Consider the following 24,178-nt stretch of genomic DNA (forward strand, 5'->3'; position numbering starts at 1 on the left):
GCGTGACCTGCTGTCTCTGCCGGAACGCCCTGTTCAGCGGGTATTCCCTGCCCGTTGAATCGGCGACTGTTATCTGAACGTTACAGAAAACAAACGGATTTCGCTCCCGACTTCCGGCCCCCGAAGACGAAGATGGCGCTCGATATCCGGTCTCACCTGCACAGTTGTCCAAAGGAATCTCATGGGACGCGCCAGCGATTTTCGCAACCTCACGAGACGCGAGCGCCGACGGCTTCTGGTGCGCGCATTCGTGCGCCCGCTGGGCACCGTCGTCCTGTGCGCGGTGGTCTACTTCGCCCTGCCGTGGACCTCGATCGGGAACATGTCCGCTCTGCTCTTCCTGGCGGGGGGCCTGCTGGTCGTCGGCTCGGCGGCGGTCTGGCAGATCCGCCGGATCTTCCGGTCCGACGTGCCTGCGCTCCAGGCCATCGAGGCACTCTCCCTGATCCTGCCGCTCTACCTGCTGGGGTTCGCGACAGGATATTGCCTGATGTCCGAAAGCGATCCGCGTTTCTTCACCGAACCGCTCACTCGGATGGGTGCGCTGTACTTCTCGCTCACCGTGTTCTCCACCGTCGGGTTCGGCGACATCGCCGCGACGACCGATGCGTCGCGAGCCGTCGTGAGTGTGCAGATCATCGGAAATCTGATCCTTCTCGGCGTCGGCATCCGCGCGGTCGTCGCGGCCGTCGACTGGGCCCGCAAGCGCCGGAACTAGCGACCCGACACCAGCACCAGTTCGACGTTCCGGTCGGCCGTCCCGCCGCCCAGGTCGGGGTCGGCGTGAATGTCGTTGAACGACAACTCCCGGTACAGCGACGCCAGCCCGAGCGGTGAGAGGTCGGTGTGGTCCACGGCGTACGGGCTGTCGGCCTCGAACAGCGTGGTGAGCAGCGACACGGTTCCGTCGACGTTGTCGACCACCTCGATGATCCGCCCGTGCTGGGGGAAGTCGATGTGCGAGGCCGTGTTGATCTCCCAGAACGACTGCTCCGGAGTGGATCCGGGCCACGGGGTGATCCGGTTCTCGTGGGTGTGTCCGTTGACCCAGGCGAGGACGTTCGGGAATCGGTGCAGCAGGTCCACCAGTCGCGAACCACGGATCCGGGGTTCCGCCGGGGCGGCGGGGTCGGGGACGACGTTGTCCATGCTGCCGCTGGTGTGGTGGCTGAACAGGACGAACCAGGTGTCGCTGCGTGCCTGCGACACAGGGTTGCCCGCGGTGTCGTAGTACCGGCTGCTGCCTGCCGCCAGGGTGTCCTCGATCCACCGGAACTGCGCGGCGCCGAGCGAGCCGTCGACGAACCCCGCCCGGTTGGTGGAATCCATGCTGATTCCGACGACACCGGGTGCGATCTCGAACGAGTAGTAGCCGATTCCGGTCTCGCCGGCGTCGGGTGCGAAGCCGTGACCGGCCGGTCCGGGGCCGGTGTTGGCCGGGTCCAGGTGTGCGGCGATGAACTGGCGGGGAGTGAACGGTGCCCGCGTGGGGTCGGGGGTGACGACCCGCGGGGGTGTGGTGAACGCGGACAGCGCAGCGGGAATGGCGCCGGGGTCGAACTTGGTGGCGATGTCGACGGCCTTCGCCTGCTCCGGCGACCCGGGGACCTCGAACTTCAGCGAACCGGTGTACATGGCTTCGAGCGGGGGGATGCCGCTCGGGACGGTGCCCTCCACCGAGTCGTCGTGGTTGCCGAAGACGCAGTACCAGGGGGTGTTCAGGCCGGGGCTGGTGACGGGGGCGATCGCCGCGCCGAGCAGGCCGGGGATCTCGGGGAACCCGGCCTTCTTGTACATGTCCTGGACGGAGGACTCCGGGTTCCAGTACAGGTCGGCCCCGGAGTTCTGCACGCCTTCGTAGCGGTCGGGGGCGCCCGTGTTGGGGACGATGGTGCCGCCGTTGAGCGCGGTGAGGAACCACCCGAGTTCGGCGAATTCCTTGTTGTCGGTGTTGTCGCCGGTACTTACGACCGCATCGAACGCGCGCTGGGTGTGCGGGCCGGACGCGAGGGCGTTGACGCGGGCGACCAGGGCGACGAGACCCTGCGCGGTGAGCGTCTCGTGCGGGCGGAACGCGGAACCGGTGAAGGGGTGGACGTATTCGAAGCGCATCGGGGACTGGGCGTCGACCAGGTGGACGTCGGTGAGCTGGACGAGGGAGGCGAGTGCGGTGCGCCGGTCCTCGCGCCCGCTGCGGGCCTCGGCGAGTTCGGTGCGGACGATCGTCGGCCACCCCGGTCCCGCGCCGAGTCTGCGGTAGCCGGAGCTTCCGAGGGGGACGGCCACCGCTTCGAGGGTGGTGCCTGCCCCGGAGGTCGGGAGCGGGGCCGCGCCCGCGTACTGCAACCCCCACGGGCGTGCTCCGAACCCCACCGTCCCGATCGCCCCGAGCCCGGCAAACGTCAGGAATTTACGCCTATTGATGTCAGACACCAGAGGAACCTTAGGTGACGACCCCTGAGACAGGACGATATTCGGCGCGGCGCGATCTACCACCCCCTTCTCCTTGAGGGTTGGCACTCTCACGTATAGAGTGCCAAGTGGCGCCGATCGAGCTCCGGCACCCGCGACGACGGGGCTGTGTGAAGTGCCGTAAACGGAACACTCAAACAGGAGTCCGGAGAAGTCTCCGGATCCGCATACCCCAAAGTGGAGGGCTCATCGTGGCGAGCGTCAACATCAAGCCGCTCGAGGACAAGATCCTCGTCCAGGCCAACGAGGCTGAGACGACGACTGCCTCCGGCCTGGTCATTCCCGACACGGCCAAGGAGAAGCCCCAGGAGGGCACTGTCGTCGCAGTCGGCGAAGGCCGCGTCAACGAGCAGGGCAACCGCATCCCGGTCGACGTCAAGGAGGGTGACACGGTCATCTACTCCAAGTACGGCGGAACCGAGATCAAGTACGCCGGCCAGGAGTACCTGATCCTGTCGGCACGCGACGTGCTGGCTGTCGTCTCCAAGTAAGCCATACGTGATCCGCCCCGGAGTCCCCACAGGATCCCGGGGCGGAGTGCGTTCACGCGCGTAACCCTGAGATCCAGGAGAAGACAGAACACATGTCCAAGCAGATTGAGTTCAACGAGATCGCACGCCGGTCTCTCGAGCGTGGAGTCGACAAGCTTGCCGACGCGGTCAAGGTGACCTTGGGTCCGCGTGGCCGCCACGTAGTGCTGGCGAAGGCCTTCGGCGGCCCGACCGTCACCAACGACGGTGTCAGCATCGCCCGGGAAATCGAGCTCGAGGACCCGTTCGAGAACCTCGGAGCGCAGCTCGTCAAGAGCGTCGCCACCAAGACCAACGACGTCGCAGGCGACGGCACCACCACCGCGACCGTGCTGGCTCAGGCCATCGTGCGGGGCGGTCTGAAGAACATCGCCGCGGGTGCGAACCCGATGGCGCTCGGCATCGGCATCAACGCCGCGGCCGACAAGGTCGTCGAGGCACTGCTCGCCGCCGCGAGGCCGGTCGAGGGCAAGACGTCCATCGCCCAGGTCGCGACCGTGTCCTCGCGTGACGAGGAGATCGGCGAGATGGTCGGCGAGGCGCTCACCCGCGTCGGCACCGACGGCGTCGTGACGGTGGAGGAATCCTCGACCCTGGCGACCGAGCTCGTGATCACCGAGGGCGTCCAGTTCGACAAGGGCTACCTGTCGCCGTACTTCGTCACGGACCTCGACGCACAGAAGGCCGTGTACGAGGACGCACTCGTGCTGCTGTTCCGCGAGAAGATCACGTCCCTGCCCGACTTCCTGCCGCTGCTGGAGAAGGTTGCCGAGAGCGGCAAGCCCCTCCTCATCATCGCGGAGGACGTCGAGGGCGAGGTTCTCTCGACGCTCGTGGTCAACTCCATCCGGAAGACCATCAAGGCCGTCGCCGTCAAGGCGCCGTTCTTCGGTGACCGCCGGAAGGCGTTCCTCGACGACCTCGCCGTCGTCACCGGCGGCACGGTCATCAACTCCGACGTCGGCCTCACGTTGAAGGACGCCGGACTGGACCTGCTCGGCAGCGCCCGCCGCGTCGTGGTCAGCAAGGATGACACCACGATCGTCGACGGCGCAGGAACCGACGACGACATCAAGGGCCGCGTCGCGCAGCTGCGCCGCGAGATCGAGAACACCGACTCCGACTGGGATCGCGAGAAGCTCGAAGAGCGTCTGGCGAAGCTGGCCGGTGGCGTCGCCGTCATCCGGGTCGGCGCGGCCACGGAGACGGACCTCAAGGAGCGCAAGTTCCGCGTCGAGGACGCCGTCAACGCCGCGAAGGCTGCAGTCGCCGAGGGCATCGTCCCCGGTGGCGGTTCCGCCCTCGTCCAGGCGAGCACCGAGCTGGCCGACAACCTCGGTCTGACCGGGGACGAGGCCACGGGCGTCAAGGTGGTGCGCGAAGCACTGCAGGCGCCGCTGTTCTGGATCGCCAGCAATGCCGGTCTCGACGGTGCCGTCGTCACCAGCAAGGTTGCCGAGCAGCCCAAGGGCCACGGTTTCAACGCCGCGACCCTCACCTACGGCGACCTGCTCGCCGACGGTGTCGTCGACCCCGTCAAGGTCACCCGCTCCGCGGTCGTCAACGCGGCCTCGGTCGCGCGGATGATCCTCACCACGGAGAGTGCCGTGGTCGAGAAGCCCGCGGAAGCGGAAGAGCAGCAGACCGGCCACGGGCACAGCCACTAGGCTCTGCCGTCGCGGCCGATCGGGCTCCGATCGTTCGAACGAGAAACCCCCGTGCGGATCACCGCGCGGGGGTTTCTCTGTGTCCGGCGGCGGCCGGATCAGCTCAGTTGCAGCACCGCGAACGGCTCCGACGTCGGCTGGGGTGACCCTCCGGGCGGTTCGACGGTGACGGCCAGCTTCGACATCGACCCCACGTCGTCGAGGACGATCGTCGTGGTCGGCTGCATGTCGCCGGCCGACATGGTTCCGGCGGGCACCGGGGCGTCCCCGGATTCGGGCATCAACCACAGCTGATACACGGTGTCCGCGCTGGGCGGGGCGACACCGTCCATCACGAACACCACGGCGTCCTGCGACTTCGAGTAGCTGGCGGTCGCGGACCCGCCTGCCGCGATCGGACTCGTCGACGAGTGCATGTCGGCGGCGTCGAGCACCTGTTCCGAGACTGTGGGCGCCGGGCCTTCCGTGAGCTGCCGGACGATCACCGTTCCGCCGGCGAGCACCCCGACGGCCGCGGCGGCGGCGACGGCGATCTGCCAGCGCCGCCTGCGGGAGCGACGCTCGGCGAGCGACGTCGGCGCGGGCGCGGGACGCCTGATCTCATCGAGGACCCGGATCCGCACCCGTGGCGGCGGTTCGACGGCGCCCACCGCGCTCACCACCGCGAACGCTTCGCGGATCCGCCGGACCTCGTCGGTGAACGTGGAGCGGGTGTCCTCGTCGGTGCCTGCGAGATCGGTGTCGAGTTCGCGGCGCTCGGTGTCGTCGAGTGCGTCGAGTGCGTACGGGTAGGCCATGCCCACGAGTTCGTCGTTCATGTCACAGACCTCCCAGGCAGCCGCGAAGACGCGTCAATCCGTCACGGATGCGCGTCTTCACCGTCGACAGCGCGACCCCCAGCTGGGAGGCGACCTCCCGGTAGGTGCGGCCGTCGTAATACGCCATCGCAACGGACTCACGCTGCATGTCCGTGAGCGAGTCGAGGCAGACGAGCACCGATTGATGCTCGAGCCGGCGAGTCACCTCCTCGGTGACGTGGTCGAACGGCCCCGCGATGTTGGTGGTCTCGTAGAGGGATTCGCGGTCGGTGCCTGCCTGCTCCGAGCGCACGCGGTCGACGGCCCGGCGGTGCGCGAGTGTCATCAGCCACGACATGACGGAACCCTTTGCCGGGTCGAAGTTCGACGCGGTGCGCCAGGCCTGGAGGAAGACTTCCTGCGTCGTCTCCTCCGCATACCCGGGGTCGCGCAGCACCCGCAGGACCATGCCGTGGACTCGGGCGCTCGTCCGGTCGTAGAGTTCGGCGAATGCGTCGGCGTCCCCGTTCGCCACGCGGGCCATGGTGTCGTGGAGCTCCGCGGATTCGGTGGCCCGGGCGCTGTGTGCCCCGGCCGCGTCCGCCGAGCACACGTCGTCTGCCGGGGTTTTGCCCTCGTGGTTCGTCACCAGCGCTCGTCTCGCTTCATCGAGAACCACGGTAGCGTGCATGTCCGCTCATCTCCTCCAGCCGGTAGGCATTCGGAGACCGAGTCGCCGTGGATGGGTGGCGAGGGGATCGAAGTGACGCGAGGAACCCTCGCACGGCGGCGAGGGGCCCTCGGTGAGTGTGGGCGAGCGGTCAAACGGCGATCCGGCCGCGTCTGTGCCGGGCGTGCATCTCGCGTTCCGTTTCGGACATTCCACCCCAGATCCCGTACGGCTCGGACACGCTCAGCGCATGACTGCGGCACTGGGCGAGGACCGGGCAGCGTCTGCACATTTCCTTCGCACGGGTTTCCCGCTGTGCGCGGGCACGGCCGCGCTCCCCGTCGGGATGGAAGAACATCGAGGAGTCGACTCCGCGGCACAGTCCGTGCATCTGCCAATCCCAGATATCCGCGTTCGGGCCGGGAAGGTGGTTGGGTGCAGGCATGTGGACTCCTTAGCTGCAAGCTCGCCTCGGGCGGCGAGTGGACCGTGGGCTCGACGTTCAAGCCGCTGAATCATTCACGTTGCTAACCGTAGAGTCGGTTCGGAAATCGCGTCAATAGTTGTTCACAGTGGGGATTTACATATCCCACGAGCTGAAAGTTAACCTGGAAAATATTTACTTTCCCGCGTTTCCGTGTTTCCGTTTCGGGTTGAAAGACCTTGGGGTACGGGTAACGATGTGCGGGTGCCCCAGCCCGCGGAGCCTGAAACGCAGACCCCCTCCGGATCTCCGGACGAGGGACCCACGATGTCGGTATCCGCGCTGGCCAGAAGGCTCGGGGTGGCACCGTCGACGCTTCGCACGTGGGACCGCCGCTACGGCATCGGCCCCTCCGTCCACCCGCAGGGAAGTCACCGGCGATACACGTCGCGCGACGTCGCCCGGCTCGAATGCATGCAACAGGCTCTGGACGGTGGTGCAAACTCCGCGGAGGCCGCGAGATATGCGATTAACGCAATGGCTACATATTCGTCAGAAAGCGGCCGCCGGCCGGGCGGCGAAAATCTGGATGACAACTCGGTGAACGGGACGAAAACAGGCTCGTCGAACCTTTTGTCGTCCTTTTCCGGCCTCGCCGACGCGGAGGCCGCCGTCCGCAATTTGTCGGGTGCGTTGCTGGCGCGAGACGTCGTGACCATCCGCCGGATCGTCGTGCGGGCGGTCGCGGAGCGAGGATTCAGCTCCATGTGGACGACGGTGGTCGCTCCGGTGCTCGAATGGGCGGACGACGGCAGGAATTCCGACGCTGCCGCTGTGAGCGTCCGTGTCTTCGCCGAATGTGTCGCGGGGATTCTGTCCACGATGACCCTGGATGCACCGATCGGCGGCGGTGGCCGGGTCCTGCTCGTGCAGGTGCCCGCGGACACGCCGGACGCGGTTCCCGCGGACCCGTACGGTCTCGAATTCCGGGCCCTGGGCGCCGCCCTGGCCACGGCGTCGGTGGACACGCGGATCGCGCTGCCACTGTGCCGGTCGGCGTTGCTCGCCGCCGTGACCAACGCCGAACCGGACGTGATCGTCCTCTGGTTGCCCGCCGCCGGATGCGACGTACCTTCCCTGCTGCGGGCGATCCGCCGCAGGCGCACCGGGCTGACGGTGCTGGCGGGCGGTCCCGGCTGCCGGACACAGTCGCTACCACGGACGATCACGGTGCTGGGAGCGCTGGATGCGGCCGTGGGCGCCGTCGCTGCGGTCACCTGACCGGTGCGAGGGCGGGCGATGCGATGATCTCGGCGTGCCCGACTCCTCTCTCCGTTCCGCAGTCACGAATCCACTGATCCGCGCGGCGTTCGGCGCCGATCCGGGCGTGAGCCCCCTGCCGGAGTCGGACGTTCCCGTCGAACGCTGGATGCGGGCGGTGGCCTGGGGTGCCCGCGGGTACTACAGCCGATCCCGCGCCGAACTGGACGCCCTGACGCGCGGCGGGGTTGCCGAACCCGCGGTCGTCTCGCTCGCCTGGAGCACGCAGGCGTCGCTGCTGAGACAGCTCGGCTGGCACGCCGTGTCGTCCGGATTCGATGGCCGGGCCCTGGCCGTCGTCGGGACGGGTCCCGGAGCGTCGGACGGTGTTCTCGCCGTGGAGGCGCGGTGCGACGCAATGACGGGACTCGCCGCCGACGCGCTGGGGTGCGGCCGGCTCGCACTGGGCAGGCGGCTGCTCGATCGGTGCGCCGAGCACCTGGACGTGCACGCCCACGGCGAACTGTGGCGGCAGCACGTCCGGAGGCACTGGGTGAGCGCGGAGTTGTTCCTCGCGGACGGGGACTTCACCGCGGCGCGCCGCCACGCCGAGGCCGCGGCAGAAATTTCGGAGGCCGCCGGATCGGTCCGGCACCACGTCAAATCGGACCTGCTGCGGAGTGCGTCGATGACGGGGGAGTCCGATTCCGGTCCGGCGGCGCGGCTCGCCGCGGATGTGCTCGACCGCTGCGATCGGTACGGCCTGATACCCCTGAAGTGGGCGGCTGCGATGTTGCTGAGTGGTGTGACGTCCGACTCACGTGCGGAGGCGGTGTCCGAGGAGTGCGAAGCGCTCATCAGGGCGCGAGGTGGGCGCTTCCGAATCTGACACCGCTGATCGGGCCCCGTGGGCCCGTGTTGTTCACGAATCGGTGCGAATCCGGGCGAATACCGTTCGGTCCGCACCGTTACTCTTGGAGTGTTCCGCTGAGAGCGGGAGCACACCCATCGGGGGAGGTGCCACTGTAACGCCAGGATATTCAGCAACGATGACTAACACGAGCGAGGAGTTGGACTCCGCCGTCGCCGCTGCAACGCAGGGTGACCGGGCCGCTTTAGCTCTGGTCCTGGAAAACATTCGGCCCTTGGTTGTGCGTTACTGCAGAGCCAGGGTCGGTGCTGCGGAGAGGGGACAACTCTCTGCGGACGACGTGGCACAAGAAGTGTGCCTCGCCGTGATGACGGCCCTACCTCGCTACGAGGATCAGGGCCGGCCGTTCATGGCATTCGTCTACGGGATCGCCGCGCACAAGGTCGCCGACGCGCATCGGAACTCCGCACGTAACAAGTCGGAGCCCGTCGCCGAAGTACCTGATGTCGTCGCCAACGATGACGGACCCGAACAGCGGGCGCTGGACTCGGAAGCGAGCAGGCAGATGAACGAACTGCTGAGCACGCTGCCGGAGAAGCACCGGGAGATCTTGATCCTCCGGCTCGTGGTCGGTATGTCAGCCGAGGAGACGGCCGCGGCCGTGGGTAGTACCGCGGGAGCTGTCCGCGTGGCTCAACACCGAGCCATCGCGAAACTGAAAAAAGAAGTGACAAAGGCAGGTGAGAGGTTTGGYTAGGGGCATSMAGCGCAACGGCAATCCCGATGCCGATCTCCCAGGAGACGACGCACCGGTGGACGTCGCGGCWGTGCGCCGCGACGACGCAYTGATCGACGCGATCGCCGGTGGCGGTCCCGTCGCAACGGATTCGCCGGARCARKACSARCTCGCGCTTCTGCTGACCAATTGGCGTGCCGACATCGTGTCGACGCCGATGCCGACCGGGCCGCTGCTCGACGACGTGATCGCGGCGATCGACGCCTCGGACAACGCCCGTTCCGCACGCAGCGCCGCCCGCGGCAAGCTCCGGCTGTTGCGACCCATCGCAGGCGCTGCCGCCGCGATCGCGGTCGTCATGGGCGGCGCCACCATCTTCTCGTACAACGCCGMACCCGGCGATCCGCTGTGGAGCGTCAAGTCGGTCGTGTTCAGCCAGCAGGCCGATTCGACCGTYGCRCAGATCGACACCACGTCCCAGCTGCAGGAGGCCGAACGGCTGATCGCCGCGGGCGACGCGGAGTCGGCGAAGAACCTGCTCGACGGCGCCGCCGACCGTGCCGGCGGGGTCCGCGACGCTGACACGCGCAACGAACTCGACGCGTGGCGGGCGAAGCTGGCCGCGGAACTCGAGAAGATCGCTCCCACCCCACCCCCGGCGACGACAACGCCGGGAACCACCACCACCGGCGCGTCGACGCAGACCACCCAACTGCCTGCCACCGTGCAGGGAACACCCGGTTCCACGACGGTGCCGGGAGTCGGGCAGTTGCCGGGAACCCTGCCCACGGATCTACAGATTCCGGGACTGCCGCCCACTTCACTGCCGCCGCTACCCACCTTGCCGCCGCAGCAGCTTCCGCTTCCGCCCGAGACGTTGCCATCCACCAGCCCGGAACCCCCCATCACGGTGGTCCCGCCTCCGCAGCCGCCCCTGCCTGTCCCTTCCGACACCCCGACCACACAACCACCCCCGCCTGTGCCGCCGGACAACCCGACCACACAACCACCCACCCAGCTGCCGCCGCAGGAGCCTTCGTCGGCGCCGCTCCCGCAAATACCGCCGGAAAACCCGACCACGGAACCACCCACCCAGCTGCCGCCGCAGGAGCCTTCCTCGGCGCCGCTCCCGCAGCCGGTCCCGACCAGCTGACTCGCTCCGCACTGACCATTCGATTTGATGCGCAACCCACGGCGAACCCCAAACCTACTGTGCACCAACGCTTCCTGATGCATCAACCTCACGGAAACGGGAGGGGCCGGAGGAATCCGGTCAGGAGCTTTGCCCAAGAGCCCGCCGGGGCGGCACCAGGCCTCGAGATCGGCGGCAACAGCAGCCGGATCAGAGTGCATCCCCGAGCGGGTGGGCGATATCCGGATCGACGTGCTCCGGTGATCGCAACGAGTTCGGCGGTCACCTGGCACCGAGCGAACTCGTTGGATTCACCATCTCCGGCGCATGTCGTGGGCGGTTGCCCTGCGCTAGCCGTGTCACCTCACCGTCGGAGGTATCCCGACGGCACCTTGGGTGTTTCGCAGCACGATTGCCACGAGATTCATCACGGCCGTGTTGCTGCTGCCTATGCGGCCGGCGCCTTGGCCTGAGCGAGATGAAAGGCGTCTACGATCTCCGCCGAGATCCGGCCACGGGCCGATATATCGAGGCCCTCGCCGATCGCCCACTCGCGAATCTCCTTGGTCGTCCTCTTCGCCGGAGCCTTGCTCGCCGCCGCGCTGTTCAATGGAGCCGTCCTCGCGGCTGTCTTCTTCGCGGCCGTCTTCTTCGCGGCTACCTTCTTCGCGGCCGTCTTCTTCGCGGCGACCTTCTTCACGGCCGGCTTCCCCGCGACGACCTTCTTCGCCCGAACCGTCTCTGCCTGAACCTTCTGTACCTGAGCGTCATGGAAGGCCCGCTCGACCTCGGCCGAGATTCGGCCACGGGAAGACACATCAAGACCGGCACCGATTGCCCACTCGCGAATATCCTTGGTCGTCTTCGCCGCCGGAGCCTTCCTCACGACAGGCTTCTCCGTATCTACCTTCTTCACGGCCGACGTCTTCACAACCGACTTCTGCGCGGCTATCTTCTCAGCAGCCGGCTTGCCCGCAGCGACCTTCTTCGCCGGACCCCTTGTTGCCTGAACCTTCTTTGGCTGACCCTTCTTGGCCTGAGCGCCCTCGAAGGCTTCTACGATCTCAGCCGGAATCCGACCACGGGCAGACACATCAAGACCCGCACCGATCGCCCACTCGCGAATATCCYTGGTCGTCTTCGCCGCCGGAGCCTTCTTCGCGGCCACCTTATTCACGGCTGCCTTCGTCACGGCCGCCTTCACGGTGGCCGAATTCTTCGCCTGAACCTTCTTCGCCTGAACCTTCTTCGCCGGAGCCGTCTTCGCCTGAACCTTCTTGGCCTGAGCGTCCTCGAAGGCTTCTACGATCTCWGCCGGAATCCGACCRCGGGSMGACACATCRAGACCCGCACCGATCGCCCACTCGCGAATCTCTCTGGTCGTCTTCGCCGAACCTTTCGAACCATTCGGTGACTGGGCCATCTTGTTCTCCTTCTTCGCGGGCAATCGTCGAACGCACACAGTAACGGCAAACTTCTCTCGGTAGTCAAAAAGCTCACCTGAGCTAACTTTTCGACGTCTCCAGCTATTACCTATCTGGGCAGGCCAACACGATACTCTGGGCTCCACAGCGCGACTCGCCCCCCGAAAGCCGCTTCCCCACCACCCCCGAAAATGCTTCGCCCGCTGCAGCATCAAATGCGTAAGCTGTGACGCATTTGGCGATGTGAGGTTTCAGCAGAGCGTGTGCCGAATCACACCTGCACCGAGTCGTGAGGTCTGAAACTGTAAGCACACCATAACCGATGCAAATTACGTTCCTACCCTCACCAGTTGATTACCAAACACACACCCCAGACGTCGGCGAGTCACTATTCGCCCAAAGCCCTCCGCAGGCGACCCCAGGGGGCTTGCCCCAACCCAATGAACGTCCGCATTGCCCTCACCCCAGCCACGACGGTGATACGCGGTGATCGTCGTCTTCAGGACCTGCCCGCCATCGGCATCATCACCGCATCATTTGGTGCCCACCCTGGGCGGGTGATCCCGGCGGACCTGCTCGAGTCCATTCCGCCAACCTGGATGCATTGGCGACGTCGATCATCACCGACAGCCGTGATCCCCTAGCGCCCGGTTGGCGCTCGATGGGCGGCGGTGGTCTCCTTACTCAACAGGTAACTCGCGTGCTCGACGAACTGCCCGGTCATCGGATGGCGATCGTTCCGGGGCCACGTGAGGTACACCTCCACCGGGGCGACATCGGGTAGCGCGGTGTAGCTGACGCCTGGATGCGGATGGCTGTATTCCGTGGCGACACTGGTTAACCCGATCGCTTCACCTGTAGCGATCGCGGTCAACCACTCGTCAACATTTGCAACGACCACCGTACTTTCAGGACGCTCGTTCGCCGGCCACAAATCCAAGTCAGCCGTTCCCGCGGTGGAGCACAGTGCAATGCGTCGCCTCGACAAATCGCTGAGTGACAACGGACCTGTCTGATTGAGCGAATCGTCCTCGGCAACCGCAACCATGCGATCTTCATACCCTAGGAGCACGTGTTCGAACGTGTCCGGACCGGGGAACGACGACCGGAAGAACGCAATGTCGACCTCGCCCTTCCTCAGGGCAAGTTCGGGGTTGTCGACCTGCCTGACAACGAGCGCCGCATCGGGATTTTCGTCCTTCCAGGTTCGTAGCAATGTCACCGTATGCCGCCCCAGCGCCGACCATGCGTATCCGACCCGCAGGGGAGCTGGTCCGGCCGTGGCCTCGGCGATGGCGTCGTCGACGCTCTGAAGTATGCGGTGTGCCCTTTCCCATAACCGCCTGCCTGCCGCGGTGAGTTCCAAGCTTCGTGTGGTTCGTTCGACCAACCGTGTTCCGACCCGCTCCTCGAGTTGATTGAGTGTGCGCGACAACGCTGGTTGCGCCGTGTGTAAGGCGGCAGCAGCAGCCGTGATACTTCCCTCGTCCCCGATCGCCGCAAGCGCACGCAGATGCCGCAACTCGATATTCATAACTTTCAAGCATAACCGGTCGTCAAGAAGTATTTCTCTTCCTACTATCGGTGTCGATAACTTGGCCGCATGAACATCCTGCTTATCGGATCCACCGGCCGACTCGGATCTGCGGTCTACACCGCACTCGCAGATCGTGGCCACAAAATTGTCACCGCCAACCGCACTGGAGGCGACTTCCGTGCCGACATCACAGATCCTGGAGCCGTGGCCGCACTCTACGAGAAGGTGGGTGTACTCGACGCCGTCGTGAGCGCTGCAGGCGTCGTACCGTACAAGCCCATTCAGCAGATGACCGACGATGACTACTCCGCCGCGTACGCGGGTAAGGTCCGCAGCCAGGTGGAGTTGGTCCGCCAAGGGATCGACCGGGTCTCCCTCACGGGATCGTTCACCCTCATCACGGGCATCCTCGCGCGTACCCCCATTCCCACCGGGACCGCCGCGTCCCTCGCGAACGGGGCGGTCGAAGCCTTCGTTCGGGCCGCCGCGATCGAAATCGCCCCGCAGCGCATCAACGCCGTCAGCCCCACCGTGTTCACCGAGGCACTGGATGCGTACGGGGACTATTTCCCAGGCTTCTCCTCCGTCGATCTCGCCGACGTCGCGCAGGCCTACATCCGCTCCATAGAAGGCGCACAGACCGGTCAAATCTACAAACTTGACTAAATCTCCGTGCTGAGAAACCCAGTCGTTCAGCGAAATCTCACTATTCCCTGTCAGGAAGCGATCCCGCCCTATGAGCACCACTTCCCCCATCCCGCAGCAACCCACGCAGGACGCGTACGACGTCGTCATCATCGGCGGCGCCACCAGCGGCTCTGCGATCGCCTGGTACCTGAGCACCAACCCCGACTTCACGGGCTCGATCCTGGTTGTCGAGCGCGACGCCGGGCTGACGCACTCCGCCACCATGGCAAGCAACAACTGTATGCGTCAACAGTTCGCCACCCAGATCAACGTCGAGATCGCCCAGTACGCGGCTGAATTCGTGAAGAAGTTCCGGGAGAACCTGGGTGGAGACCTCGCCATCCCGCACATTCCGATCCGGAACTTCGGGTACCTGTACCTCGCCGACAACGAGGAGTTCGCCGAGACACTGCGTGAGGATCAACAGCTTCAGGCATCATGCGGGGCCGGCACCGCGATTCTCGCGCGTGACCAGATCGCCGAGAAGTATCCCTTCTACAACCTCGACGACATCGTTGCGGGAAGCCTCAACACAGTCGACGAAGGCGCCTTCGACGCCCTGGCCATGGTCGAGTGGCTCCGCGGCAAGGCCCGGGAAAATGGTGCCGACTACATCGAGAACGAAGTCGTCTCCATGACCCGCTCAGGTGAACGCATCGACAGCGTCACGCTCGAGACCGGTGAGGTGATCAGCGCGGGAACGGTTGTCAATGCTGCAGGCACCCGCGCGGGACTCGTCGCGCAATTGGCGGGCGCGGATCTGCCGATCGAAGCTCGACGCCGCTACACCTACATCTTCTCCGCAGAGACTCCGCTGGATCAGGACCTGCCGCTGACCATCGATCCCACTGGCGTCCACATGAGGTCGTTCGGGGACGACAACTACCTCGCAGGGTGCCCGCCGAGGGATGGCGATCCTGCAGTGGGTTTCGATGATTTCGCCTATGAGGAAGGCATCTGGGAGACGAAGATCCTCCCGGTCATCACGAACCGCTTGCCGACAATCGGCGAGGTCACGGTGATCGATTCCTGGGTCGGCCACTACGAATTCAACACCTTCGATCACAATGCGATCCTTGGTCCCCATACCGAGGTCACGAACCTGCTGATGTGCGCTGGGTTCTCAGGTCACGGTAGCCAGCAAGCACCCGCCTGTGGTCGCGGTGTCGCCGAGCTGATCACTTACGGTGAATTCCGGACTCTCGACCTGTCCCCGCTCGCCTACGAGCGCATCGCCAAGAACGAGCCGCTGGTGGAACGGGCCGTCATCTGAGACCCAACGGCGCCACTTCTACTGTGTCGGAGGGAGCGACTACGTGGGCCGGGTTCTCGCTCGGCGCAGATTTGCGGGGACGGTGTCGCGGGCGCACGCGGGCGTCATACGAAGGCGCTGTGTCCGGTCAACGACCGTCCGACGATCAGGGTGTTCATCTCCCTGGTGCCCTCGTAGGAGTAGATCGCTTCCGCGTCGGCGACGAATCGGCCTACGTTGTGTTCCAGTAGTATTCCGTTGCCGCCCATCAACTCCCGCGCCCATCCGACAGTTTCACGCATTCGGACTGTACAGAATGCCTTGGCGAGCGATGAGTGCCGGTCTTCGGCGTGCCCCTGATCCTGCAACTGGGACAGCCGTGCACACAGGGCCAAGGACGAGGTGATGTTTCCGAGCATCCGCACCAGCAGGTCCTGCACGAGCTGGAAGCCGCCGATCGGCCGGCCGAACTGTTCACGAGCGCAGGCATATCTCAGCGCGTTCTCGTATGCGCCGCGCGCGCATCCGACCGCCATCCAGGCCACGCCCGCGCGTGTCAGTCGGAGCACCTCGGCGGTGTCCTTGAATGTGTTCGCGCCTTGTAGGCGGTTGTGCTCCGGAACCCGCACGTTGTCGAGCGTGATGAGCGCGTTCTGCACGATCCGGAGGGCGATCTTGTGCTCCTGCTTGTCCGCCGTGAATCCGGGCGAGGAGTTCTCGACGACAAATCCCTTCACCTGGCCGTCGGCGACATCCTTGGCCCAGATGACCGTGAGATCGCCGAACGTCGCGTTGCCGATCCATTTCTTCTGCCCGTTCAGGGTCCAGGTGTCACCGTCGCGTTCGGCGGTCGTGGTGAGCCCGCCCGACGCACCGGAGCCGACGTCGGGTTCGGTCAGCCCGAAGGATCCGATCTTCTCGTACCGTGCCATCGAGGGGAGGAAGCGTTCGCGTTGTTCGTCCGAACCGCACAGGTATATCGATCCCATGGCGAGGCCGCCATGCACGCCGTTGAAGGTGGCTATCGAGGAATCCGTGCGGGCCAGCTCCATCGCAATCATCCCGTCGAGCAGGTAACTCCGTCCGGCACAGCCATGGCCCTGGTAGGGCACGCCGGCGATGCCGAGTTTCCGGAGTCCGGGCACGATCTCGAACGGGAAGGTCCCGGCATTCCAATGTGTGTTGATGATCGGGTCGACCTCGGTGGTCATGAAATCGCGCACGGAGTGCAGCATTGCGCGCTCGGAGTCGGAGAGCATCTGTTCGAATGCATAGAAATCCGATGTGTCGATGTTCGGACTGGGGCTCATGGGCTTACTCCTGGGTCGTGAAGGAAGGTGGTGATCACCGGCGCGAGTTCGGTGGCATTGGTGACCAGGTCGATGTGTCCGCCGGAGTGCAGATGGATGGTTGAATGTGGCAACAGCTGATTCATGATGCGGGCGTTGACCACGGGCACGATCGGGTCGTCGGTGCCCGCGACGAGGAGGGTCTGCTGCCTGATCGCGGGCAGCAGGGGCAGGCTCGTCCACACCGCTCCGGCGAGCAGTTGATGGAAGTAGCCGATCTTCGATCCGGCGTGCAGCTGCTGGAGGAAGAGCCCGGCAACGTCGTCGCCCTGCCGGCGCGCGGTGCCGCCGTACAGGTCGCCGGCGATCGAGGCCGCGTAGGCCGGGTCGCGGAACCTGCGCGGTGTCAGCATCTTGGCCAGTACCCGAGGGTTGCCGGGAACCATCACTGCGCCGGTGCCGGTCGCGGCCAAGACCAGTCGCCGGCACCGGCGCGGATTCTGGACGGCGAACTGCTGTGCCAGCGCCCCACCCCAGGACAACCCGAGCACGTCGACGACGCCGAAGTCGAGTGTGGTCAGCACCCGCCCCAGCATCCAGGCCAGGTAGGCAAACCCGTAGGGGGCAACGGACGCGGGGGATCCGCCGGTGCCGGGAACGTCGAACCGAATCACGGTGATCTCCGGATCCAGCTGCGCCACCAACGGATCGAGCACCTCGTAGCTGGCCCCGATTCCGTTGCACAAGACCAGCGGAACACGTCGGGTGCCGGCGGATCCGGGCCGGATGCTGACGCGGATCCGCTGACCGGCGGTCGCGACGAATCTCTCGGCCTCGATGTCCGCGTTCATCGGTACAGCACCACGACATCGGCGATGCAGGCCGGGCGTTCGGTGCCGTCGACCTCGTAGGTCAGTCCGAAGACGACCTCGACGCCGGCGGGCTTGTGCTGGGCCGACGTGACGGTCACCGTTGCCCGGAGTTTGGCACCGACCGGCACCGGCGCCGGGAACCGCACCCTGTTCAGCCCGTAGTTCAGCGCGGCCTGCACGTTGTCGATGGTCAGAACGTCGGCGAGCACTCGCGGGGCCAGCGAGAGCGTCAGGTAGCCGTGCGCGATCGTCCCCGTGAACGGCCCCCGGGCGGCGCGTTCGGGGTCGGTGTGGATCCATTGATGGTCGCCGGTCGCGTCGGCGAAGAGGTTCACCTGGTCCTGGCCGAGTTCGTACCACGCGGTGGTTCCGAGGGTCTGTCCGGTCAGGTCGAGCAAGTCCGCCGGGTTGGCGATATGTGTGGTCATCGTCGTCTCTCAGGTGGTGTCAGTTCTGGTGCACGTAGGTGCCGGGCGCTGGGGCGAGGGGTGCATAGCCCGGGCCGCCCAGGGTTTGCGGTGCGTCGACTTCGGGGCCGCTGCGGTCGGCCAGCCAGCTGACGTAGTCCGGCCACCACGAGTCGGTGGTCTGCTCGGCCGTCTGCACCCAGTCTTCGGCCGTGTCCTGATCGACTTGGCCGATCTGGAAGGAGGCCCTGGGGTTGCCCGGCGGGTTGACCAGGGCCGCGATGTGGCCGCTCGACGACAGGACGAACCGGTTGTCCTTGCTGCCGAGCAGCCGGGCACTGCGGTAGCAGGCCTGCCACGGGGAGATGTGATCGGCGACACCGCCGATGACGTACGAGTCCGCGGTGACCTTCGACAGGTCGACCGGAGTTCCCAGCATGCTCACCGCCCCGGGGATGGTCAGCGCGTTGCGTAATCCCATCAGCACCAGGTCGCGGTGCAGCGCGGCCGCCATCCGGGTGGTGTCCGCATTCCAGAACAGCACGTCGAAGGCCGCGGGCGAGCGGCCCTGCACGTAGTTGTTCACCCAATACCGCCACACCAGATCCGTCGGTCGCAGCCACGCGAACACCTCGGCCATCGCCCGTCCGTCGAGGTACCCCTTGGACCTCGACGCCCGGATGGCGGCCTGCGCTGCGCGCTCGCTCATTGCGGCCGACGCGAAGCCGGCCCTGTTCTGGTCGAGCACCGTGACGGCGAGCGTGAGTCCGGCGATCCGATCACCCTCACCGATCTCAGCGAGATGGGCCGCGGTCATGGCGGCGAGGATGCCACCCGAGCAGGTCGCCAGTAGGTGCGCGCTGGCGGTCCCGGCGATCTTCTGCACCGCATCGAGCGCCTCGACGATCGCCGCACCGTACGTATCGACGTCCCAGTCGCGATGCCGGGCTTGGGGATTGCGCCACGAGATCGTGAAGACCTGCTGGCCCTGCTGCAGGAAGTACTCGATCATGCTGCGACCGGGAGCGATGTCCATGATGTAGTACTTGTTGATCACGGGCGGGATCAACAGCAGCGGGATCGAGCGCACCTTCGGTGTCTGCGGTGCGTAATGGATCAGTTCGAACGCCCGGGTCTGCAACACCACAGCCCCCTTGGTGGTGGCGACGGTCTCGCCGACGGCGAACGCGTCGGGATCCACCATCGCCGGAATTCTGGGCTGGGACAGCATGTCACGGGCGAAGGCCTTCAATCCGCGCACGGCGCTCAGCCCGCCGGTGTCGATCATTGCTTTCCAACCGACCGGGCTGATCAGGGGGTTGTTGGTCGGCGCCAACCCCTCGACGATGTTGTCGAGAACGAACCGCATCTTCTCCGCGTCGCGCCAATCCAACTGGGCATCGTCGAACAGCTTGTCGGCCGTCTCCGCTGCTGCCAGGTACGCCTGCATGGTTCGCTTGAGCAGGGGATTGCCCTGCCATGCCGGATCGACGAAGCGTTTGTCACCCCTCGCGGGGGCACGTTCGCAGGTCCCGACGGCAATCGTGCCCAGTTCGCGGGCCAGGGTAGTGCCGCGACGAGCGAGTGTGCGCTGCCGTTTGGTGAGATTGACCGCCGACCGGGCCCAGGCCCCATTCGGGAGCATTCGGCCGAAAAATCCTCGGGTGGAGCTGGTCAGCAGCAGGTCCAACGGCGCGGCGAGCTCGTCGGGGCTCGTGGTCGGGCTCTTGGTCGGGTTCGTCATGACTACTTGGTGCTTTCGGTTGTAGGAACGGTTACCTCGCGGCGGAGGATCTTGCCGGTCGCTCCCTTCGGGAGACTGTCGACGATCCACACGCGGCGCGGGTACTTGTAGGCGGCGACTCGCTGCTTCACGAAGTCGCGCAGTTCGGTGGGATCGACCCGCGCGCCGTCCTCGAGGACGACCGCAGCGCCGATCTCCTCGCCGAGTGAGTCGTGCGGAAGACCGATGACCGCGGCCTCGACCACCACCGGATGCTCGTAGAGCACCTCCTCGACCTCCCGGGGGTAGACATTGAAACCACCGCGGATGATCAGGTCCTTCTTGCGGTCGACGATGTAGAAATAGCCGTCTTCGTCGACCTTGCCGACGTCACCGGTCGAGAACCAGCCATCGACCGAGAGCGCCGACGCCGTCGCGTCCGGCAGGTTCCAGTACCCCTTCATCACGTTGTGGCCCCGGATCTGGATCTCGCCGAGCTCGCCCTGCGGGACCTCGTGGCCCACCAGGTCGACGATCCGCATCTCGACACCCTCGACCGGGGTACCGATCGATCCGGGCTTGCGCTCGCGGTGCAGGTGGTTGAAGGACGCTACCGGGGAGGTCTCGGACAGCCCGTAGCCCTCGAGGATCGTGGCACCGAAAATCTTCTCGAAGTCGGTGAGTACCTGAACCGGCAGGGAGGCGCCGCCGGATACGCAGACGCGAAGGGACGCCGTCGCCGAGGAAGGAAACCCCCTCGCCTCACCGAGCAGCGCCGAGTACATCGTCGGCACGCCCTCGAACACCGTGACTGCGTCGCGTTCGATCACGTCGAGGGCCGTGTGCGGGTCGAATCTGGGGATCAGTGTGAGCGTCGCCCCCGCCGACACCGAGGTGTTCAGCCCGCAGGTCAGCCCGAAGACGTGAAAGAGCGGCAGACACCCCATCACTACGTCGTCGGGCCCCAGTTCGATCAGGGTGCGCGCGGCGACGTCCTGGTTGCGGTCGAGGCCGCCGTGGGTGAGTTCGGCCCCCTTCGGCTTGCCGGTCGTCCCCGACGTGTGCAGGACGACGGCGGTGTCTGTATCGGCACGGTCGACCGGACTCACTTGTTCGGGCAGATCCGCCGTCAGCCTCACCAGATCGGCATCGTCGACCAGCCAGCATTTCGCTCCGGCCGCCGCGGCGGCCGCGGTGGCCTCCGGGGCGAAGGCCGGCGTCGCGAAAAGAGCTGTCGCACCCGTGTTGGAAAGGTAGAACTCGATCTCTCGGGACTTGAGCAACGGGTTCATGGGCACCGCGATGGCACCGCTGCGCAGAATGCCGTAGAAGGCCAGCGCGAATGCCGGCGTATTGGGCAGCATCAACCCGACCCGATCGCCGGCCGCGATTTCTTCGCGGTCGAGGAAGGTGGCGACTCGCGCGGCCGCCGCGTCGAACTCGGTGAAGGTAAATTCCTGATCGCCGCAGCGAAGCGCGATCTTGTCCGGGTATTTTCGCGCTGAGGCAACAAGATTCAAACTCAGATTGGACAAGAGGACCTCCGGTGACTGTTGGCGTTTTGCCGTTGAATCAAGGGTGACTCCTGGCGCCGCCTCAGTCGATGGCCGCGGGAACAACGTCCGTCGGCCGCCGGTGTGTGCGCTCACAACCGGCGTCGATTCGGCCTATCGTGTCGGTATGGAGGGACGACCAGATCCACCCATCGTCGAACTCGCCGACGCGATGCTGGCCCGTGCCGACGAGTTCGGTGCCGCGCTGGCCGCGGTCATCCGTCGCGACATCGACTACTACCGGTCGAACACCCTCGTGAGCACCGACGAGATCCAGCGCAGCTGCAGCGCGAACATGACCTTCGTCTTTCGTGCGCTGGCCGGAGACACCGATATGGACGTCTCCGCAGCGGAAGCGACCGGGACCTCCCGGGCGCTGGCCGGCGTCCCGTTGCCGGCGGTGATGGCGGCGTACCGGGTCGGCTTCCGCTTCATGTGGGAGAAGACGGTCACGGAGGCGAGAAGTAGCGGGGTGCCGCTCGCCGCGATCCTGAACGCCACCTCGCAGATCCTCATCGCCCAGGACATGTTCACCCAGGCGATGACCGACGCGTACCGGCACCAACAAACGATTCAGGTCCTCAACCACGAGGAGGAACGTTCGGCGCTCGTGGAAGCGTTGTTGTTCCGCCGCATCACCGACATACAGAGTCTGTGGGAGACAGCCGACCTCTTGCGGTTGCCGACAGCTGGCCCGTATGTCGTTGTGGCAGCGCAGGTTCCCGCCATCGGCAAACTCGGTCTCCCGGAAATCGCAAGCAAGCTCGACGTCCGTGACATCCGCTCAGCATGGCGACTGCTACCCGACCTCCAGGTCGGCATCGTCTTCCTCCGCCGCCCCGACATCCTCCACGAGCTGATCGACGTCCTCGACACCGTTGCCACCTCGCGCGTCGGCATCAGCCCACAATTCGACGACCTCAACGAGACCAGCGAAGCACTTCGACTCGCCCGGATAGCCACCGGCGAGAGACCGTCCGGCGACTCCTTGATCACGGTCTTCGACGGGTCTGCGCTCGCGTTCGCCGCCGTCAGTGCACCCGAGGCCATGAAACGGATCGGGAAGTCCGTGCTCGGACCGATCGATGACCTGCCACCCGAGGAGCGCAAGATTCTGGTGGACACCTTCGCGGCGTGGCTCGATACAGGTGGTTCAGCGAACGAGACCGCTGCGAAGATCTACTGCCATCCGAATACCGTCCGGCATCGACTCCACCGCATCGAGGAGTGGACCGGTAAATCGCTGTCGCGGCCAAGAGATGTCGCCGAACTCTGCCTGGCATTCGAGATCGACCGACTACTGCCCTGAAGGCACCGCGTTCAGCGCAGGCGCGATTGCAAGGCCGACGAACGACTCTTCCGTAAAGCTCTCGACCAGGCAGTGCCTGGCTCCTCGGGTGCTGGTCACCGACAAGCTCGCCAGTTACGGGATGGCGCATTACTCGGCGTCCTGATCGCCAACGTCTTCGCGTCCTGTCTTCTCAGAGCATTGGCTGGCGGGTCAGGGTGCCGCCATCGACCGTGATGGTCTGCCCCGTGATGTAACTAGCATCGTCGGAGACGAGGAAGGCCACCACTGACGCGATCTCCGACGGTGTACCCAGTCGGCGCATCGGTACGTACCGCGCGATGACCTCATCGGATAGATCGGCGACCAGCGGATCAACCATCGGTGTTCGTATGCAGCCGGGCGCAACGCAGTTGACCCTGATGTTTTCATCGGCCCACTCAATAGCGCTGGTCTGAGTCAGGGATATCAGTCCGGCTTTCGAGGCGTTGTAGGGCGCAAAGTTGGCCTCCGCCGCCAGCCCGTTGACCGAGGCGATGTTGACGATCGATCCGCCGCCGGTGGACCGCATGGCACGGGCCGCCGCAGCAGAAGTGAGTGCCGCACCACGCAAGTTGTTGTGCAAAGTGGCGTCCCATCCCTGGGCCGTCATGTCGACCATCGCGATCGACTCATAGATGCCGGCATTATTGACGAGATAATCGACCCCCTCGAACAGATCGAGGCACCGATCGACAATGCTGTTACCCACATCCGGATCCGCCAGATCCGCAGCCATTCCGGCAACTTGACCGCTGTGCTGGCTCAGCTCCGCGGCCACCGCATTGACCTGGGCTGTATTGCGTGAGCAGATCAGCACACGATAACCCCGTCGTGCAAATAGCTTTGCGCAGGCGTACCCGATACCCTTGGTACCTCCGGTGATAATGACGCGGCGGTCCACACCGGCTTCCGAGTTGTTCACAGTCACTTCCCTTTCCTCGCTCAGATGAAGTTGGCCGACCGCCGGCACAGGCCGCGTTGGTAGCTGCCCGCGCCGTGCTTCTCGCGTGTGGGCCCCTTTGCGTACACCGGATCAGACGTCGTGGTCGGTGAATGCCTTTACCGGCCGCACGCTCGGTTCCTGGCTCTACCGAATAGTGGACAACCCAGCGTTATTGGCTACCTCCTCGTGGACGGTCCCAGCACCCCTGGTCACGCGCATCTCGAGCTCGAGGGCGAGAGCGTCCGCGCCCTCGGGCATGGCAGGAGCCGGGAGTCGCCAGACCAATGGAAGCTTGTCCTGGACGACGCGTCGATAGACATAGAGCACGACCGAGAACAGCAAGATACCCACTGCCAGCAGAGATTCCCTTGCGCCGCCGTAGCCCAGCAAGCCGGGATTGAGGACGCCGATCACGGTGATGAACACGTTGAACACCACCAGGACGGCCACGACCGGAATCCACGCGTTACTCCGCCGAATCGGCCGCGGCCAGTTCGGGCGATCTTTGCGTAGCAGGATGAAGGCCGCCAAACCCAGGATGATCGCCAACAGGTAGCCGAGATTGYTCGCCAGCAGGATGCTCACCGGATGCCCCACCAGGA

The 24,178-nt window shown here is 65.6% G+C and carries 22 protein-coding genes and 1 pseudogene; 10 read left to right on the top strand and 13 right to left on the bottom strand.

Features of this window, described 5'->3' with window-relative positions:
- Positions 1–181: 181 nt before the first annotated feature.
- The gene (locus AC1DWT_RS24675; protein WP_072945769.1) at positions 182–718 is read left to right on the top strand and encodes a potassium channel family protein; all 537 of its coding nucleotides are present in this window, start codon (positions 182–184) and stop codon (positions 716–718) included.
- Here the strand turns inward: AC1DWT_RS24675 and AC1DWT_RS24680 are convergent.
- The gene (locus AC1DWT_RS24680; protein ID WP_206015195.1) at positions 715–2,433 is read right to left on the bottom strand and encodes a TIGR03767 family metallophosphoesterase; all 1,719 of its coding nucleotides are present in this window, start codon (positions 2,431–2,433) and stop codon (positions 715–717) included. The two genes, AC1DWT_RS24675 and AC1DWT_RS24680, sit on opposite strands and share 4 nt — an antisense overlap.
- 230 nt (positions 2,434–2,663) lie before the next feature.
- Here AC1DWT_RS24680 and groES point away from each other — a divergent pair, with 230 nt between their 5' ends.
- Both groES and groL read left to right on the top strand, forming a co-directional pair.
- Positions 2,664–2,963, top strand: a complete 300-nt coding sequence (gene groES / locus AC1DWT_RS24685) for a co-chaperone GroES (protein WP_003940763.1) — start codon at positions 2,664–2,666, stop codon at positions 2,961–2,963.
- A gap of 92 nt (positions 2,964–3,055) precedes the next feature.
- On the top strand, positions 3,056–4,669 hold the full coding sequence (gene groL / locus AC1DWT_RS24690) for a chaperonin GroEL (protein WP_206015196.1): 1,614 nt from the start codon (positions 3,056–3,058) through the stop codon (positions 4,667–4,669).
- 98 nt (positions 4,670–4,767) lie between these two features.
- Here groL and AC1DWT_RS24695 read toward each other — a convergent pair whose 3' ends face one another.
- The 3 genes from AC1DWT_RS24695 to AC1DWT_RS24705 all read right to left on the bottom strand — a co-directional run bounded on the left by AC1DWT_RS24695 (position 4,768) and on the right by AC1DWT_RS24705 (position 6,581).
- The gene (locus AC1DWT_RS24695; protein WP_206015197.1) at positions 4,768–5,487 is read right to left on the bottom strand and encodes an anti-sigma factor; all 720 of its coding nucleotides are present in this window, start codon (positions 5,485–5,487) and stop codon (positions 4,768–4,770) included.
- 1 nt (position 5,488) lies between these two features.
- A complete protein-coding gene (locus AC1DWT_RS24700) occupies positions 5,489–6,157 on the bottom strand; it encodes a sigma-70 family RNA polymerase sigma factor (RefSeq protein ID WP_072945776.1) in 669 nt (222 codons plus the stop codon).
- A 130-nt stretch (positions 6,158–6,287) separates the two neighbouring features.
- Positions 6,288–6,581 (bottom strand): WhiB family transcriptional regulator, encoded by a 294-nt coding sequence (locus tag AC1DWT_RS24705; protein WP_073359840.1) that lies wholly within the window; start codon positions 6,579–6,581, stop codon positions 6,288–6,290.
- Between the two features lie 306 nt (positions 6,582–6,887).
- Here AC1DWT_RS24705 and AC1DWT_RS24710 point away from each other — a divergent pair, with 306 nt between their 5' ends.
- The 4 genes from AC1DWT_RS24710 to AC1DWT_RS24725 all read left to right on the top strand — a co-directional run bounded on the left by AC1DWT_RS24710 (position 6,888) and on the right by AC1DWT_RS24725 (position 10,580).
- The gene (locus AC1DWT_RS24710; RefSeq protein WP_378675993.1) at positions 6,888–7,841 is read left to right on the top strand and encodes a MerR family transcriptional regulator; all 954 of its coding nucleotides are present in this window, start codon (positions 6,888–6,890) and stop codon (positions 7,839–7,841) included.
- A 34-nt stretch (positions 7,842–7,875) separates the two neighbouring features.
- Positions 7,876–8,709: a hypothetical protein gene (locus AC1DWT_RS24715; RefSeq protein WP_072945827.1), complete on the top strand. Its 834-nt coding sequence runs from the start codon at positions 7,876–7,878 to the stop codon at positions 8,707–8,709.
- Between the two features lie 160 nt (positions 8,710–8,869).
- A complete protein-coding gene (locus AC1DWT_RS24720) occupies positions 8,870–9,448 on the top strand; it encodes a sigma-70 family RNA polymerase sigma factor (protein WP_072945778.1) in 579 nt (192 codons plus the stop codon).
- Entirely contained in the window at positions 9,432–10,580 is a 1,149-nt protein-coding gene (locus AC1DWT_RS24725) for an anti-sigma-D factor RsdA (RefSeq protein ID WP_477922586.1), read from the top strand. Before AC1DWT_RS24720 ends, AC1DWT_RS24725 begins: the two co-directional genes overlap by 17 nt.
- A gap of 427 nt (positions 10,581–11,007) precedes the next feature.
- Here AC1DWT_RS24725 and AC1DWT_RS24730 read toward each other — a convergent pair whose 3' ends face one another.
- Positions 11,008–11,982: an Lsr2 family DNA-binding protein gene (locus tag AC1DWT_RS24730; RefSeq protein ID WP_477922588.1), complete on the bottom strand. Its 975-nt coding sequence runs from the start codon at positions 11,980–11,982 to the stop codon at positions 11,008–11,010.
- A 641-nt stretch (positions 11,983–12,623) separates the two neighbouring features.
- Entirely contained in the window at positions 12,624–13,517 is an 894-nt protein-coding gene (locus tag AC1DWT_RS24735) for a LysR family transcriptional regulator (RefSeq protein ID WP_206013947.1), read from the bottom strand.
- Between the two features lie 69 nt (positions 13,518–13,586).
- On the opposite strand from AC1DWT_RS24735, the gene AC1DWT_RS24740 reads away from it, so the two are divergent.
- Both AC1DWT_RS24740 and AC1DWT_RS24745 read left to right on the top strand, forming a co-directional pair.
- Positions 13,587–14,186 (top strand): short chain dehydrogenase, encoded by a 600-nt coding sequence (locus tag AC1DWT_RS24740; RefSeq protein ID WP_095861567.1) that lies wholly within the window; start codon positions 13,587–13,589, stop codon positions 14,184–14,186.
- A gap of 70 nt (positions 14,187–14,256) precedes the next feature.
- Positions 14,257–15,480: an NAD(P)/FAD-dependent oxidoreductase gene (locus AC1DWT_RS24745; protein ID WP_095861566.1), complete on the top strand. Its 1,224-nt coding sequence runs from the start codon at positions 14,257–14,259 to the stop codon at positions 15,478–15,480.
- A 104-nt stretch (positions 15,481–15,584) separates the two neighbouring features.
- On the opposite strand, the gene AC1DWT_RS24750 is transcribed toward AC1DWT_RS24745, so the two are convergent.
- The 5 genes from AC1DWT_RS24750 to AC1DWT_RS24770 are packed head-to-tail and all read right to left on the bottom strand — an operon-like array spanning position 15,585 to position 21,285.
- Positions 15,585–16,769: an acyl-CoA dehydrogenase family protein gene (locus AC1DWT_RS24750; RefSeq protein WP_143051433.1), complete on the bottom strand. Its 1,185-nt coding sequence runs from the start codon at positions 16,767–16,769 to the stop codon at positions 15,585–15,587.
- On the bottom strand, positions 16,766–17,599 hold the full coding sequence (gene phaZ, locus AC1DWT_RS24755; RefSeq protein ID WP_206013948.1) for a poly(3-hydroxyalkanoate) depolymerase: 834 nt from the start codon (positions 17,597–17,599) through the stop codon (positions 16,766–16,768). Before phaZ ends, AC1DWT_RS24750 begins: the two co-directional genes overlap by 4 nt.
- Positions 17,596–18,048, bottom strand: coding sequence for a MaoC family dehydratase (locus AC1DWT_RS24760; protein WP_206013949.1), 453 nt, complete (start codon positions 18,046–18,048; stop codon positions 17,596–17,598). The genes phaZ and AC1DWT_RS24760 overlap by 4 nt, the downstream gene beginning before the upstream one ends.
- A gap of 19 nt (positions 18,049–18,067) precedes the next feature.
- On the bottom strand, positions 18,068–19,771 hold the full coding sequence (locus AC1DWT_RS24765; protein ID WP_206013950.1) for a PHA/PHB synthase family protein: 1,704 nt from the start codon (positions 19,769–19,771) through the stop codon (positions 18,068–18,070).
- 2 nt (positions 19,772–19,773) lie between these two features.
- A complete protein-coding gene (locus tag AC1DWT_RS24770) occupies positions 19,774–21,285 on the bottom strand; it encodes a long-chain-fatty-acid--CoA ligase (protein ID WP_206013951.1) in 1,512 nt (503 codons plus the stop codon).
- Between the two features lie 145 nt (positions 21,286–21,430).
- On the opposite strand from AC1DWT_RS24770, the gene AC1DWT_RS24775 reads away from it, so the two are divergent.
- Positions 21,431–22,612 carry a PucR family transcriptional regulator gene (locus AC1DWT_RS24775; protein WP_072947302.1) on the top strand — a complete coding sequence of 394 codons (1,182 nt, stop codon included), beginning with the start codon at positions 21,431–21,433 and terminating at the stop codon, positions 22,610–22,612.
- Between the two features lie 172 nt (positions 22,613–22,784).
- Here AC1DWT_RS24775 and AC1DWT_RS24780 read toward each other — a convergent pair whose 3' ends face one another.
- Positions 22,785–23,561, bottom strand: coding sequence for an SDR family NAD(P)-dependent oxidoreductase (locus AC1DWT_RS24780; RefSeq protein WP_206013952.1), 777 nt, complete (start codon positions 23,559–23,561; stop codon positions 22,785–22,787).
- Between the two features lie 159 nt (positions 23,562–23,720).
- A pseudogene (locus AC1DWT_RS24785) lies at positions 23,721–24,178 on the bottom strand (APC family permease); the annotation flags it as partial.

The organism is Rhodococcus sp. P4_B6, assembly GCF_056402215.1.

Excerpts from the sequence above, each read along its gene's own strand:
- AC1DWT_RS24750 (WP_143051433.1), bottom strand. The coding sequence starts at position 16,769 with ATGAGCCCCAGTCCGAACATCGACACATCGGATTTCTATGCATTCGAA.
- AC1DWT_RS24740 (WP_095861567.1), top strand. The coding sequence starts at position 13,587 with ATGAACATCCTGCTTATCGGATCCACCGGCCGACTCGGATCTGCGGTC.
- AC1DWT_RS24775 (WP_072947302.1), top strand. The coding sequence starts at position 21,431 with ATGGAGGGACGACCAGATCCACCCATCGTCGAACTCGCCGACGCGATG.
- AC1DWT_RS24675 (WP_072945769.1), top strand. The coding sequence starts at position 182 with ATGGGACGCGCCAGCGATTTTCGCAACCTCACGAGACGCGAGCGCCGA.
- AC1DWT_RS24705 (WP_073359840.1), bottom strand. The coding sequence starts at position 6,581 with ATGCCTGCACCCAACCACCTTCCCGGCCCGAACGCGGATATCTGGGAT.
- AC1DWT_RS24765 (WP_206013950.1), bottom strand. The coding sequence starts at position 19,771 with ATGACGAACCCGACCAAGAGCCCGACCACGAGCCCCGACGAGCTCGCC.
- groL (WP_206015196.1), top strand. The coding sequence starts at position 3,056 with ATGTCCAAGCAGATTGAGTTCAACGAGATCGCACGCCGGTCTCTCGAG.
- phaZ (WP_206013948.1), bottom strand. The coding sequence starts at position 17,599 with ATGAACGCGGACATCGAGGCCGAGAGATTCGTCGCGACCGCCGGTCAG.
- AC1DWT_RS24735 (WP_206013947.1), bottom strand. The coding sequence starts at position 13,517 with ATGAATATCGAGTTGCGGCATCTGCGTGCGCTTGCGGCGATCGGGGAC.
- AC1DWT_RS24760 (WP_206013949.1), bottom strand. The coding sequence starts at position 18,048 with ATGACCACACATATCGCCAACCCGGCGGACTTGCTCGACCTGACCGGA.
- AC1DWT_RS24695 (WP_206015197.1), bottom strand. The coding sequence starts at position 5,487 with ATGAACGACGAACTCGTGGGCATGGCCTACCCGTACGCACTCGACGCA.
- AC1DWT_RS24710 (WP_378675993.1), top strand. The coding sequence starts at position 6,888 with ATGTCGGTATCCGCGCTGGCCAGAAGGCTCGGGGTGGCACCGTCGACG.
- AC1DWT_RS24700 (WP_072945776.1), bottom strand. The coding sequence starts at position 6,157 with ATGCACGCTACCGTGGTTCTCGATGAAGCGAGACGAGCGCTGGTGACG.
- AC1DWT_RS24745 (WP_095861566.1), top strand. The coding sequence starts at position 14,257 with ATGAGCACCACTTCCCCCATCCCGCAGCAACCCACGCAGGACGCGTAC.